Origin of the sequence: Stutzerimonas kunmingensis (genome assembly GCF_032106285.1) — a bacterium.
Lineage (GTDB): Bacteria > Pseudomonadota > Gammaproteobacteria > Pseudomonadales > Pseudomonadaceae > Stutzerimonas > Stutzerimonas kunmingensis_B.
Map to the genome: position 1 here is coordinate 67,927 of NZ_DAMCPO010000005.1, position 13,083 is coordinate 81,009.

General features: G+C 62.6%; 15 protein-coding genes. 12 read left to right on the forward strand and 3 right to left on the reverse strand.

The genetic code is table 11. The features are described from left to right. Window positions 1-68: 68 nt before the first annotated feature. From glyA to RT582_RS05735, 3 genes are all read left to right on the forward strand, one after another. The gene (gene glyA / locus RT582_RS05725) at window positions 69-1,322 is read left to right on the forward strand and encodes a serine hydroxymethyltransferase (RefSeq protein ID WP_014821461.1); all 1,254 of its coding nucleotides are present in this window, start codon (window positions 69-71) and stop codon (window positions 1,320-1,322) included. Between the two features lie 133 nt (window positions 1,323-1,455). Further along, window positions 1,456-1,917 (forward strand): methyltransferase family protein, encoded by a 462-nt coding sequence (locus RT582_RS05730; RefSeq protein WP_014821460.1) that lies wholly within the window; start codon window positions 1,456-1,458, stop codon window positions 1,915-1,917. A 57-nt stretch (window positions 1,918-1,974) separates the two neighbouring features. Next, complete coding sequence (locus RT582_RS05735; RefSeq protein WP_014821459.1) at window positions 1,975-2,343, forward strand: PilZ domain-containing protein; 369 nt, start codon at window positions 1,975-1,977, stop codon at window positions 2,341-2,343. Between the two features lie 3 nt (window positions 2,344-2,346). Here RT582_RS05735 and radA read toward each other — a convergent pair whose 3' ends face one another. After that, entirely contained in the window at window positions 2,347-3,708 is a 1,362-nt protein-coding gene (radA, locus tag RT582_RS05740; protein WP_041014892.1) for a DNA repair protein RadA, read from the reverse strand. 116 nt (window positions 3,709-3,824) lie between these two features. On the opposite strand from radA, the gene RT582_RS05745 reads away from it, so the two are divergent. Continuing rightward, the gene (locus RT582_RS05745; protein WP_014821457.1) at window positions 3,825-4,259 is read left to right on the forward strand and encodes a CopD family protein; all 435 of its coding nucleotides are present in this window, start codon (window positions 3,825-3,827) and stop codon (window positions 4,257-4,259) included. Between the two features lie 57 nt (window positions 4,260-4,316). Here the strand turns inward: RT582_RS05745 and RT582_RS05750 are convergent, their stop codons facing one another. Beyond that, window positions 4,317-4,586: a YdcH family protein gene (locus tag RT582_RS05750; protein WP_003281602.1), complete on the reverse strand. Its 270-nt coding sequence runs from the start codon at window positions 4,584-4,586 to the stop codon at window positions 4,317-4,319. A 223-nt stretch (window positions 4,587-4,809) separates the two neighbouring features. Between RT582_RS05750 and mscL the strand changes: the two genes are divergently transcribed. Then, window positions 4,810-5,220 carry a large-conductance mechanosensitive channel protein MscL gene (mscL, locus tag RT582_RS05755; protein ID WP_014821456.1) on the forward strand — a complete coding sequence of 137 codons (411 nt, stop codon included), beginning with the start codon at window positions 4,810-4,812 and terminating at the stop codon, window positions 5,218-5,220. A gap of 45 nt (window positions 5,221-5,265) precedes the next feature. Here mscL and RT582_RS05760 read toward each other — a convergent pair whose 3' ends face one another. Continuing rightward, the gene (locus RT582_RS05760; protein ID WP_041754582.1) at window positions 5,266-6,294 is read right to left on the reverse strand and encodes a cytochrome-c peroxidase; all 1,029 of its coding nucleotides are present in this window, start codon (window positions 6,292-6,294) and stop codon (window positions 5,266-5,268) included. Window positions 6,295-6,570: 276 nt separating this feature from the next. On the opposite strand from RT582_RS05760, the gene RT582_RS05765 reads away from it, so the two are divergent. The 7 genes from RT582_RS05765 to RT582_RS05795 all read left to right on the forward strand — a co-directional run bounded on the left by RT582_RS05765 (window position 6,571) and on the right by RT582_RS05795 (window position 13,015). After that, window positions 6,571-9,009 carry a Lon protease family protein gene (locus tag RT582_RS05765; RefSeq protein WP_014821454.1) on the forward strand — a complete coding sequence of 813 codons (2,439 nt, stop codon included), beginning with the start codon at window positions 6,571-6,573 and terminating at the stop codon, window positions 9,007-9,009. A gap of 175 nt (window positions 9,010-9,184) precedes the next feature. Beyond that, on the forward strand, window positions 9,185-9,520 hold the full coding sequence (locus tag RT582_RS05770; RefSeq protein ID WP_014821453.1) for a PA4575 family protein: 336 nt from the start codon (window positions 9,185-9,187) through the stop codon (window positions 9,518-9,520). Window positions 9,521-9,686: 166 nt separating this feature from the next. Continuing rightward, entirely contained in the window at window positions 9,687-10,175 is a 489-nt protein-coding gene (locus RT582_RS05775) for a TIGR00645 family protein (RefSeq protein ID WP_003302125.1), read from the forward strand. Between the two features lie 89 nt (window positions 10,176-10,264). Beyond that, window positions 10,265-10,570 carry a DUF6482 family protein gene (locus RT582_RS05780; protein ID WP_014821452.1) on the forward strand — a complete coding sequence of 102 codons (306 nt, stop codon included), beginning with the start codon at window positions 10,265-10,267 and terminating at the stop codon, window positions 10,568-10,570. A 58-nt stretch (window positions 10,571-10,628) separates the two neighbouring features. Then, window positions 10,629-12,164 (forward strand): cryptochrome/photolyase family protein, encoded by a 1,536-nt coding sequence (locus tag RT582_RS05785; protein ID WP_312726073.1) that lies wholly within the window; start codon window positions 10,629-10,631, stop codon window positions 12,162-12,164. After that, window positions 12,161-12,301: a DUF2256 domain-containing protein gene (locus RT582_RS05790; protein WP_014821450.1), complete on the forward strand. Its 141-nt coding sequence runs from the start codon at window positions 12,161-12,163 to the stop codon at window positions 12,299-12,301. The genes RT582_RS05785 and RT582_RS05790 overlap by 4 nt, the downstream gene beginning before the upstream one ends. A gap of 96 nt (window positions 12,302-12,397) precedes the next feature. Continuing rightward, window positions 12,398-13,015: an FKBP-type peptidyl-prolyl cis-trans isomerase gene (locus tag RT582_RS05795; RefSeq protein WP_015278106.1), complete on the forward strand. Its 618-nt coding sequence runs from the start codon at window positions 12,398-12,400 to the stop codon at window positions 13,013-13,015. Window positions 13,016-13,083 lie beyond the last annotated feature (68 nt).

A 13,083-nucleotide genomic window follows, 5' to 3' on the forward strand; every position in this document is an offset into this window, starting at 1 on the left:
GCAACCGGTCGGATGAGGTAGAATCCGCGCCTCTCTTTTATACCGCCAGCTGATCTCAGAGGACTGCCATGTTCAGCCGTGATTTGACCCTCGCCCGTTTCGACGCCGATCTCTTCGCTGCCATGGAGCAGGAAGCCAAGCGTCAGGAAGACCACATCGAGCTGATCGCCTCGGAGAACTACACCAGCCCGGCGGTGATGGAAGCCCAGGGTTCGGTGCTCACCAACAAGTACGCCGAAGGCTATCCGGGCAAGCGCTACTACGGCGGTTGCGAGTACGTCGACGTGGTCGAGCAGCTGGCCATCGACCGCGCCAAGGAACTGTTCGGCGCCGACTACGCCAACGTCCAGCCGCATGCTGGCTCTCAAGCCAACAGCGCCGTCTACCTCGCCCTTTTGCAGGCCGGTGACACCATCCTCGGCATGAGCCTGGCCCACGGCGGCCACCTCACCCACGGCGCCAGCGTTTCCTCCTCCGGCAAGCTGTACAACGCCGTGCAGTACGGCATCAACGACCAAGGCCTGATCGACTATGACGAAGTTGAGCGTCTGGCCGTCGAGCACAAGCCGAAAATGATCGTCGCCGGTTTCTCCGCGTACTCGCAGATCCTGGACTTCGCCCGTTTTCGCGAAATCGCTGACAAGGTCGGTGCCTACCTGTTCGTCGACATGGCTCACGTGGCCGGTCTGGTCGCTGCTGGCGTCTACCCGAACCCGGTTCCGTTCGCTGACGTCGTCACAACTACTACGCACAAGACCCTGCGCGGACCGCGTGGCGGCCTGATCCTGGCGCGCGCCAACGCCGAGATCGAGAAGAAGCTCAACTCTGCCGTGTTCCCCGGTGCTCAGGGTGGCCCGCTGGAGCACGTCATCGCGGCCAAGGCTGTGTGCTTCAAGGAAGCGCTGCAGCCTGAGTTCAAGGCCTATCAGCAGCAAGTGGTGAAAAACGCTCAGGCCATGGCCGACGTGTTCATCCAGCGCGGCTTCGATGTGGTGTCCGGTGGTACTCAGAACCACCTGTTCCTGCTCAGCCTGATCAAGCAGGACATCACCGGTAAGGACGCTGACGCTGCCCTGGGCAACGCGCACATCACCGTGAACAAGAACAGCGTACCGAACGACCCGCGTTCGCCGTTCGTCACCTCCGGTCTGCGTATCGGTACTCCGGCCGTCACTACCCGTGGCTTCGGCGAGACCGAGTGCCGTGACCTGGCTGGCTGGATCTGCGACATCCTCCACAACATGGGCGACGAGTCGGTGATCGAAGCGGTTCGTGGCAAGGTCGAAGCAGTCTGCGCCAAGTTCCCGGTATACGGCAACTAAACGTTACATCGCTGCATCGAAAGCCCGCGAAAGCGGGCTTTTTGCTGTCTGGCGGTTGTCGCGAAACATCTTCCTGATCCCTGGCGATGCGGCGCGCTAGACTGCCGTGTCCTATTCCTCCGGAGTCCGACTCATGTTCAAGCGCGCCACGGGTGTGATCCTGCCGCCACCGGTCATCTATCTGCTGTTTCTCGCGGCAGCCTGGCTGCTGGAGTCGGTGTTGCCGATCGCCTTGCCGCGCAATCTCTGGACTCACTACCTGGGCTGGGGGCTGATCGACGCGGGCGTGTTGCTGATGCTCTGGGCCGGCTTGCTGATGCTCTGGCGCAGGACCACGGTCAATCCCTATGGCAAGCCCGCGAAGCTGATGGAAGAGGGGCCGTTCGGTTTCTCGCGCAACCCGATCTATCTGGCCGACAGCCTGATCTACTGCGGCATCGCGCTGCTCTGGGGCACGCTGTGGCCCTGGCTGTTGCTGCCCGCCTTGGTCTTCACCATGCAGCGCGGCGTGATCGTGCACGAGGAGCGCTTGCTGACCCAGCTGTTTGGCGACGACTATCTGGCGTACTGTGGACGGGTGCGCCGCTGGTTGTAACGGCGATGTCGAGAGTTGTTGTCCTATAGTGAATTCAGACACCGCGGAGTGATGTTCATGACTGATTCCCCCAGTGATCGCCGGCGCTTCCAACGTATCGAGTTCGATGCCGCCACTGAGTTGGTGCAGGGTGACCGGCGCTGGCCGGTCGAGCTGCATGATCTGTCCCTGAAAGGCCTGCTGGTTCGCCGCCCGGAAGGCTGGGATGCTGATGCTGACCAGCCGTTCGAAGCGCGGGTGCGCCTGGCCGATGATGCCGAGGTGCGCATGGAGGTGGCGATGACCCATGAAGAGGGCGATCTGATCGGCTTCGTCTGCCAGCATATCGATCTCGACTCGATCGCCCACCTGCGGCGCCTGGTCGAACTCAACCTCGGCGACGAGGCACTGCTGGAACGCGAGCTGGCCGCACTTGGCGGCCAGTAACGATCACTCGAACAGCGCGTCGAGCGCCTGCTCCAGGCGCGTCACGGCGATGATCTGCAAACCGGCGGGGGCCTCCTTCGGCGCATTGCCCTTGGGCACGATGGCGCGCTTGAAGCCGTGCTTGGCGGCCTCCTTCAGACGCTCCTGACCACTTGGCACCGGGCGGATCTCGCCCGACAGCCCCACTTCACCGAATACCAGCAGATCGGTATCCAGCGGCCGGTTGCGCAGGCTGGAGATCACCGCGGCCATCAGCGCCAGATCCGCCGCGGTTTCCAGCACCTTCACACCGCCGACCACGTTGATGAAAACGTCCTGATCGTAGGTGGGAATGCTGCCATGCCGATGCAGTACGGCCAGCAGCATGGCCAGACGGTTCTGATCCAGGCCCAGGGTGACGCGGCGCGGGTTGGCCAGGTGGCTGGTATCGACCAGCGCCTGCACCTCCACCAGCATCGGCCGGGTGCCTTCCCAGGTGGCCATCACAACGCTGCCGGGCACCGCTTCCTGAGCGCGGGTGAGGAAGATCGCCGACGGGTTGGTGACTTCTTTCAGACCCTTGTCGGTCATGCCGAACACACCGAGCTCGTTGACCGCGCCGAAGCGGTTCTTCACTGCGCGCAAGAGGCGCAGGCGACCGTCGGACTCGCCCTCGAAATACAGCACCGTATCGACCATGTGCTCGAGCACTCGCGGCCCGGCGAGGGCGCCTTCCTTGGTCACGTGGCCGACGAGGAAGATTGCCGTGCCGCTCTGCTTGGCGAAGCGGACCAGCAGCGCCGCGCTCTCGCGCACCTGAGCCACACCGCCCGGCGCGGACTGCAGCTGCTCGGTGAAGATGGTCTGGATCGAGTCGATCACCATCACCTTGGGCTTTTCCAGCCGCGCGGTGGCGATGATCGATTCGATGCAGGTCTCGGTCATCACCTTGAGCCGGTCCTGCGGCAGGTCCAGACGACGCGCACGCATGGCCACCTGCTGCTGGGATTCTTCACCGGTGACGTAGAGCGCCGGGTACTGCTGGGCGATGGCGCAGAGGGTCTGCAGCAGGATCGTCGACTTGCCGATGCCCGGATCACCGCCGATCAGCACCACCGAGCCGTCCACCAGCCCCCCTCCGAGTACGCGATCCAGCTCGCCGGAAGCGGTTGAGAATCGCGGTACTTCCTCGACGCTGACCTCGGCGAGCGTCCTGATGTTGGCCTGCTCCCCGGCCCAGCCTGCGCGGCCGGAAGGCGGTGCCGCACCCTCGATGATCGTTTCCACCAGCGTATTCCAGGCGCCACAGTCACCGCACTGGCCGGCCCATTTCGGGAAGGTCGAGCCGCATTCGGTGCAGCCATACATGCGCTTGGCCTTGGCCATGGGAAACTCCGGGTCTGGTAGGTGGTGTCGCATGATAACGGCTGACTTGATCGCCATCAGCCACAAGCGGCGAGGCAGCGGCCAGACTGTAAACAAATCGAACAGGAGTGAGCGTCATGCGACATCTGTTGTTTCTGCATCTGCTGGGCGCCAGTGTCTGGGTTGGCGGGCATCTGGTACTGCTGTTCAGTGTGCTGCCGGGTGCCCTGCGTCGCCGCGATGTGCAACCGGTACGCCAGTTCGAACAACTCTACGAGCGCGTCGGGATACCTGCGCTGCTGGTGCAGATCGTCAGCGGGCTCTGGCTGGCCAGTCTCTGGCTGCCCCATGGGCAATGGTTCGATTCGTCGCCCATGGCGCATCTGGTGCAAGCCAAGCTGGTACTGCTCGGATTTACCGCGCTGCTCGGCGTGCATGCGCGGCTGGCACTGATTCCCAAGCTGGATGCGCAGCGTCTGCCGCAACTGGGGCTGCACATCGTGCTGATCACCCTGACTGCGGTTGCCTTCGTCTGGGTCGGCTCCGGGTTCCGCTTCGGTGGTTTGTTCTAGCGGGCCAGACAGCAAGAAGCCCGCGCATGGCGGGCTTCTCTTCACGGGTAGGCGCTATCAGCCGCAGCAACCGCCGCAGCAGCTGCCCGAGGCGCGCTTAATGTCGCGGGCGATGTCGTCCTTCATCGCCACGCGCTCCTGCTTGAGGGCATTGAGCGCGCTGTCATCTAGGGTTTCGACACCGTCTTCGACGCGGCAGATGCGCTTGTCCAGCGCTTCGTATTCGTCCGCCTTGCGGGCGAAGGCCGGATCTTCCTGACGCAGTTTCTGCAACTGCTCGCGTTTCTCAGGGAAATCCTTGATCAGTGGGTGATGTTCGACGTGCATGGAAACCGCTCCGGTTTGTCAGGAAGGCGTTCACCTTAGTCTCCCTCCTCCGAGAACCGGTTGACGGCGATCAAGCGAACCTCATTCGCAATAACCGGTCGATGAAAGGCGTTCTGGCGTGGCCTGCGCCGGCAAGCCCGCCTATGCTCTACCACGGCGTTCACCGCCATGTCCGCGGGGGCATGGCGGGCGGCCCGGTCATCCACTAAAGGAAAATCTGCGTATGAGTCTGATCAACGAATTCAAGGCGTTTGCCGTGCGGGGAAATGTCGTCGACATGGCCGTGGGTATCGTCATCGGCGCTGCGTTCGGCAAGATCGTGTCGTCGTTCGTCGACGGGGTGATCATGCCGCCGTTGGGGCTGCTGATCGGCGGAGTGGACTTCTCGGATTTGGCCATAGTGCTCAAGGACGCCGTCGGCGAGGCCCCAGCGGTGGTGCTGCGGTACGGTGCATTCATTCAGACCGTGGTGGATTTCGTGATCATCGCCTTCGCCATCTTCATGGCGATCAAGGCGATCAACCATCTCAAGCGCAAGGAAGCCGAGGCGCCATCTGCGCCGCCTGCGCCCTCCAAGGAAGAGTTGTTGCTGACCGAGATACGCGACCTGCTCAAGGAGCAGAAGGGAAGCTGAAGCGGGGGCAGTTACCCGGCGGCTGGCGCCGGGTAACGGGAGCGATCACTCGGGCTTCGGAGTGTTCGCGGTGCTGGCGGGAAGTACCGGATAGGCGACTTGCGGCTGCTCGCCGGTCACGCTGTGCAGGAACGCGGTAATCGCGCTGACTTCGTCCTTGTCCAGTTTACGGCCCAGTTGGCTGTCACCCATGATGGCAACGGCCTGTTCGAGCTCCCAGACCTCACCGCTGTGGAAGTACGGCGGGGTCAGCGCGACATTGCGCAGCGGCGCGGCACGGAAGACGTACTCGTCGCTGGCGGTATTGGTCACCGCGAAGCGACCCTTGTCGCCGGTCGGCAGCACTTCGGCTCCGGGCTTCTTGATCACGCCGAAGGGGAAGTAACCCTGGCCACCAAGGTTGACGCCGTTGTGGCAGGAAGAGCAGCCGGCGTCCATGAACAGGGCGAGACCCTGTTTCTGCTTGTCGTCCAGCGCCCCGTCCTCACCCTTGAGGAAGCGGTCGAACGGCGAGTTCGGCGTGGTCAGGCTGACTTCGAAGGCTTCCAGGGCGTAGGCCATGTTGTCGAAACTGACCGGCTCCTTGTCGTTGGGGAAGGCCTTCCTGAACTCGGCGGCGTACTCCGGAATGCTCTGCAGCGTCGAGACGACACGCTCGGGCGTACTGTTCATTTCCACGCTTGCCTGGACCGGGCCCTTGGCCTGTTCCTGAAGATCCTTGGCGCGTCCATCCCAGAACTGCGCGGCGTTGAATACGGCGTTCAGCACGGTGGGCGAGTTGCGCGGGCCCTTCTGCCAGCCGTGACCGATCGAGGTTGGCACGTTGTCGCTGCCCCCGATGCTCAGGTTGTGGCAGGTGTTGCAGCTGATGACGTGACTGCTGGACAGGCGCGGGTCGAACCAGAGTTTGTGACCGAGCATTGCCTGATCTTCGCTGACCTTCTGGCCGCGGACCTCGGTGACCTTGTCGGGAATCGGTTTGAACATCGCGTTGGCGCGCTCACGCAGCTCATCAGCGTTCGCTGCGCTGGTCATTAGTAGGCTGCTAAGCAATAGCGGAATAGAAGGGCGCATCACGGAAGCTCCTTTTGTGTTGGCTGGCTCTAGGAGGCGCCTTTTCGTCAAGCGACCGCTTGACCTGCATCAAGGCGGTCGGGCGTAGTGGGCGCGACGAAATGTTTCTGCTTGTGTCGATTCGCAGCCGGCTCGCGATTTCCATCCATGTGGCTCGGCTATGCAGCGTCGTTGCGAGGCTGGGTTAGCCGGGTATCAGCCTTGCGGCGCGACCGGCGCAGCGCCAGAATGACGGCATCAATCGTGGCCAACGAGCCACCCCAGCAAGGATTCCCGATGCCTGAAACTGTCGCTGCCGGCTTGCGCCTGGCACCCGATGCGCTGACCCGTCCCTTCGAGCCCAGCCAATTCAACTTCAACGACACCTCTGAACTGGAGCCGTTTCTCGGTGTGCTCGGCCAGGAGCGCGCGGTCGAGGCGCTGCAGTTCGGCGTGGCCATGCCGCGTCCGGGATACAACGTCTACGTGATGGGAGAGCCGGGCACCGGACGCTTCTCGTTCGTACGGCGCTACCTCAAGGCCGAAGGCAAGCGTCTGGATACGCCGTCGGACTGGGTTTACGTCAACAACTTCGACGAGCCTCGCGAGCCGCGTGTGCTGGAGTTGCCTCACGGCGGCGCAACGGCGTTCATCGCCGATATCAATCAGTTGATCGACAACCTGCTTGCGACCTTTCCGGCGGTATTCGAGCATCCGAGTTTCCAGCAGAAGAAGAGCGCCATCGACCGCGGCTTCAATCAGCGCTACGACAAGGCCCTGGATGTGATCGAGAAGCTCGCCCTGGAAAAGGAGATCGCTCTCTATCGCGACAGCACAAACATCGCATTCACGCCCATGAAGGAAGGCAAGGCGCTGGACGAAACCGAGTTCGCCCAGCTGCCCGAAGCCGAGCGCGAGCGTTATCACGAAGACATTTCCGCGCTGGAAGTGCGTCTGAACGAGGAGCTCGCCAGCCTGCCGCAGTGGAAGCGTGAGTCGACCAACCAGCTGCGCCAGCTCAATGACGAGACCATCAGCCAGGCACTGCAGCCGCTGCTGGCACCGTTGTCGGAGAAGTATGCGGAGAACGCCGGTATCGAAGCGTACCTGCAGGCCGTGCAGGTCAATCTGCTGAAGACTGTGGTCGAGCAGCTGGTGGACGAAAACCGTCCGGAAGCGCAGAACCGTGTATTGCTGGAAGAGCAATACAGCCCGAGCCTAGTGGTCGGTCACCCGGTCGATGGTGGCGCGCCGGTGGTGTTCGAGCCGCACCCGACCTATGACAATCTGTTCGGTCGCATCGAGTACAACACCGACCAGGGCGCGCTCTACACCAGCTATCGCCAGTTGCGTCCAGGTGCGCTGCACCGCGCCAACGGCGGCTTCCTGATGCTGGAGGCGGAGAAGCTGCTCAGCGAGCCCTTCGTCTGGGAAGCGCTCAAGCGCGCCCTGCAATCGCGCAAGCTGAAGATGGAATCGCCACTCGCCGAACTCGGCCGCCTGGCCACCGTGACGCTGACGCCGCAGGTCATTCCGCTGCACGTGAAGGTCATCATCATCGGTTCGCGCCAGCTCTATTACACGCTGCAGGATCTGGATCCGGACTTCCAGGAGATGTTCCGCGTGCTGGTCGATTTCGACGAGGACATCCCGCTGGCCGAGGATAGCCTCGAGCAGTTCGCCCAACTGATGAAGACCCGTACCTCGGAAGAGGGCATGGCACCGCTTACTGCTGCGGCCGTCGCACGTCTGGCGACCTACAGTGCACGCCTGGCCGAGCATCAGGGGCGGCTGTCGGCGCGTATCGGCGATCTGTTCCAGCTGGTCAGCGAGGCTGATTTCATCCGCCAGCTGGCCAAGGATGAGGTTACCGATGTCGGCCATATCGAGCGTGCACTGAAGGCCAAGGCCACGCGCACCGGTCGCGTCTCGGCGAGGATTCTCGAAGACATCCTGGCCGGAGTGATTCTGATCGACAGCGAAGGTGCGGCGATCGGCAAGTGCAACGGGCTGACCGTACTGGAAGTCGGCGACTCGGCATTCGGCATGCCGGCGCGCATCTCTGCCACCGTCTATCCCGGTGGTTCAGGGATCGTCGACATCGAGCGCGAGGTCAATCTCGGTCAACCGATTCACTCCAAGGGCGTGATGATCCTCACCGGCTACCTCGGCAGCCGCTACGCCCAGGAGTTTCCGCTGGAAATCTCGGCAAGCATCGCGCTCGAGCAGTCCTACGGCTACGTCGACGGCGACAGTGCCTCGCTGGGCGAGTGCTGCGCGCTGATCTCGGCGCTCTCACGCACGCCGCTCAAGCAATGCTTCGCCATCACCGGCTCGATCAACCAGTTCGGCGAAGTGCAGGCGGTCGGCGGGGTCAACGAGAAGATCGAGGGCTTTTTCCGCCTGTGCGAGGCACGCGGGCTGACCGGCGAGCAGGGGGTGATCATTCCCTTCGCCAATGTCACCACGCTGATGCTCGACGAACGCGTGCTGGAGGCCGTACGCCAGCAGCAGTTCCACGTCTATGCTGTCAGGCAGGTGGACGAAGCGTTGTCGCTGCTGGTCGGTGAAGATGTGGGTGCAACCAACGAGCAGGGCCATTTCCCCAAGGGCAGCGTGAATGCCCGGGTGGTCGAGCGGTTGCGCGACATTGCCGAGATCGAGCTCGAGGAAGAAGGCAAGAGCGAGCCGGCACAATCGGAGCAAGGAACGTCCGAGTCCGAGGGGAGCAAGTAACGCTCGCCATTGTGCGGTTTTTGAACGGAACGATAGCGCGCGCGGCGGGTCTGCAGTGGAGGAGGGCATCCACCCTCCATCCACAGGATTATCCACAGCTTCAGGGGATAAACAGGCTCTCGCGCTACATCCGCACAGGATGTTCCCGCGTCGGCCCGACGCGAGGACTGCCGTCATGCCACACAATCTTTGTCTGAACCGCCAGTGCCTGGGCCTGGTTACCCGAATCGAATGCGTCATACGCCCGCTTGCCGGCGGCAATGGGCTGTGGACATTGCTCTGTGCGGCTGGACTGGCAGACGGGCAGCCCACGGCAATCAAGGTCCAGGGCCCATTCCACGGGCCTGCGATGGCCGAATCGGTGCTGGCGGCGATTGCCGACAACCTGATGGGGCAGGGCTACTGCGAATCCGATGACCCGTCCATCTGGCAGTTGCACATGCAGGCTGAGCTGCGTCGAGTGAACGCCAACCAGGCGCGCTTTCTCGGTGGCTGGGAGTCGCGCCCCTAAGCGTGCCTCATTGCAAACCGTTCGCGTTTCTGGCTGGCTGCAGCGGCACCTCACCGGAGCCGATGAATTTCTTATCCACATGCGCCGAACGCACCTTGGCCTGCCTTGGTGCGCTCGGCGCGGCTGCGTATACTCGCGCCTTCCTCATTTTCTGCTGTGAGACCTCATGGAGCGCATCCTCGAAAATGCCATGTACGCCGCCCGGTGGCTGCTGGCGCCCATCTATTTCGGTCTGGCGTTCGCGCTGCTGGCGCTGGCGATCAAGTTCTTTCAGGAAATCTTCCATATCCTCCCGGCGATTCTCGCGCTCAGTGAGGCCGAGCTGATTCTCAAGCTCCTGTCGCTGATCGACATGGCGCTGGTTGGCGGGCTGCTGGTGATGGTGATGATCTCCGGCTACGAGAACTTCGTTTCTCAGCTCGATATCGAGGAAGGCAAGGAAAAGCTCGACTGGCTCGGCAAGATGGATTCCGGATCGCTGAAGATGAAGGTCGCTGCCTCCATCGTCGCAATCTCGTCGATTCACCTGCTACGCATGTTCATGGATGCGCAGCAGCTCGATAGCGAAAAGCTGATGTGGTACGTGATCATCCACCTGACCTTCGTGGTCTCGGCGTTCGCCATGGGCTATCTCGACAAGCTCACCAAGCACTGATCGTCCCTCCGCAGGTGCTAAACCTGAAAAGCTGTACAGAATTGGTTTTTGTTAAATATTCTGTACTACTTTTCAAATGGGCAAGCGCCATGAACCTTCAGAATCTCGCCACTCATGCCCACGCTGGGCGTATCGACGCTCTCGAGCTGATTTCGCTCGAGGGCGGCATCTATCTTCTCGACATCTACCTGCAGGGTCAGCGCCATAGTCTGATCGACGCGCGCGGCGATGTGTGGCATCTGCGGTCCGTCGAGCACGCTCGTGATCTGTTACGCGAGCTACCGGAGCTGCCCTTTCATCTGGTGCAGCAATCACCGTACGACGAGATGTGCGGTCTTGCCGAGGGCGTCCGCGAGCCGTTGCGCGTGCCGGTCGGCATGCGGTCCCAGTGGTGACGGCCGGCGGCAGGCGCGTTGGTAGCGCCCTGTTCGGTAAGCATCAAGAGAACTGGTCGTGAGCGTCGCCGCACTGCGCCTGGTGCTCGGCGACCAGTTGAGCTTCGAGCTCTCCGCCCTGGATGGACTCGATCCGACGCGTGACCGGGTGCTGCTCGCTGAGGTCGCTGAAGAAGCCGGACACGTCCCGCATCACCCGCAGAAGATCATCTTTCTGTTCAGCGCCATGCGGCACTTCGCTGAGGCATTGCGCAAACGCGGAATCACGGTGGATTACGTGACGCTCGACGATCCTGCCAACAGCGGTTCGCTGGCCGGGGAGCTGGCGCGCTTCGCCGCATGGTATCGACCTGACGAAATCCATGTCACCGAGGCCGGTGACTGGCGGGTCGAACAGGCGCTCAAGAGCAGTGGGCTTTCGATCACCTGGCATGCCGACCGCCGCTTCCTCTGCTCGCGGACCGGGTTCGCCGGTTGGGCCAGTGGCAAGCGACAGCTGCGCATGGAGTTCTTCTATCGCGAAATGCGTCGCCAAACGGGCCTTCTGCTGAATCCGGATGGCACACCGGAGGGCGGTGTATGGAATCTCGATACGGACAACCGCAAGCCGCTGCCACGCGGATTGCACGGCCCGGTCACCTTGCGCTTCGCCGCTGACGAAACCACGCGCGCTGTGCAGGCGTTGGTGAGCGCGCATTTCGCGCATCACTACGGCCGTCTGGACGGCTTCGATTACCCCGTCACCCACGCCGAGGCCGAACAGCTCTGGCTGCATTTTCTCGATTTCGGCTTGGCCGCTTTCGGTGACTACCAGGACGCCATGGCCAGCGGCGAGCCGTTCCTGTTCCATGCGCGCGTCGGCGCCGCGCTCAACGTCGGCCTGCTTGACCTGCGCCGCCTGTGTGATGACGTGGATGCGGCCTACCGGCAGGGGCGAGTCGGGCTGAACGCTGCCGAGGGCTTCATTCGCCAGTTGATTGGCTGGCGTGAGTATGTGCGCGGTATCTATTGGTTGCAGATGCCTGAGTATGCGCAACGCAATGCCCTCGGCAATTCCAGGCCGCTGCCGGGGTTCTACTGGACCGGGCAGACGCGCATGAACTGCATGCGCCAGGTGATCGGGCAGACGCTGGAGCATGCTTACGCCCACCATATCCAGCGGCTGATGGTGACCGGTAATTTCGCGCTGCTCGCCGGCATTGCGCCGCCCGCGCTGTGCGATTGGTACTTGGCGGTCTATATGGATGCGTTCGACTGGGTGGAACTGCCCAACGTGCTGGGCATGGTGCTGCACGCCGACGGCGGCTACCTGGGCTCCAAGCCCTACTGTGCCAGTGGCCAGTACATCAAACGCATGTCCAACTATTGTCAGGATTGCTCTTACAAGGTGCGCGAGAGCACGACAGACGATGCCTGCCCGTTCAACGCGTTGTACTGGCACTTTCTCATGCGCCACCGCGAGCAGTTGCAGGGTAATCCGCGGATGAGCATGGTCTATCGCAACCTCGCGCGCATGGAAGGCAGCAAGCAGCAGGCGCTGTGGGAGCGTGGCGAGTCGCTGCTGGCGCGGCTGGATGCCGAGGACGCGCTGTGAGAAAGAAAGCGGACCTGCCATTCAAGTGCTGTGCCGCCTGCAACTTGCCGTTTGCCTGGCGAAAGAAGTGGTCGCGCTGCTGGGATGAGGTGCGTTATTGCTCCGAACGCTGTCGGCGCAATCGGCAGGGCAGGTAATGGAGGCTCTGCCGGCGGCAATGCGGCGCGGGTGGCTGCGTCCGCTCGCTTCAGCTGTGCTAGGCTGGCCGACCTTTTTTCCTCTCGGAGCCCGGCATGACCGACCTCAATCTATCCACTGACGAAACCCGTGTGAGCTACGGCATCGGCCGCCAGCTGGGCGACCAGCTGCGTGACAATCCCCCGCCGGGCGTCAGTCTCGATGCAGTCATCGCCGGCATCCGTGATGCCTTCGCCGGCATCGCCAGCCAGGTCAGCCCGGAAGCGTTGAATGCGAGCTTCGCGGTGATCCGCGAGCGCATGCAGGCCGAGGCGCAGCAGAAAGCCGAAGCTGCCGCAGCAGAAGGTCGCGCCTTCCTTGTCGAGAATGCCAAGCGCGAAGGCGTTGTGGTGCTGGAGTCGGGTCTGCAATACGAAGTGCTGACGACCGGTGAGGGCGCCAAACCGTCCCGCGAGGACAGTGTGCGCACGCATTACCACGGCACGCTGATCGACGGCAGTGTGTTCGACAGCTCCTACCAGCGTGGCCAGCCTGCCGAGTTCCCGGTAGGCGGCGTGATCGCCGGCTGGACCGAAGCACTACAGCTGATGAATGCCGGCAGCAAGTGGCGCCTGTATGTACCGAGCGAGCTGGCCTATGGTGCTCAGGGCGTTGGCAGTATCCCGCCGCACAGCACGCTGGTATTCGACGTCGAACTGCTGGACGTGCTCTGAGTCCGGCTGCTGGGGCGTAGCGTCTGTGGTCGGCGACTAATCGGTTACCGACAAGCTTGCTGGTGAGC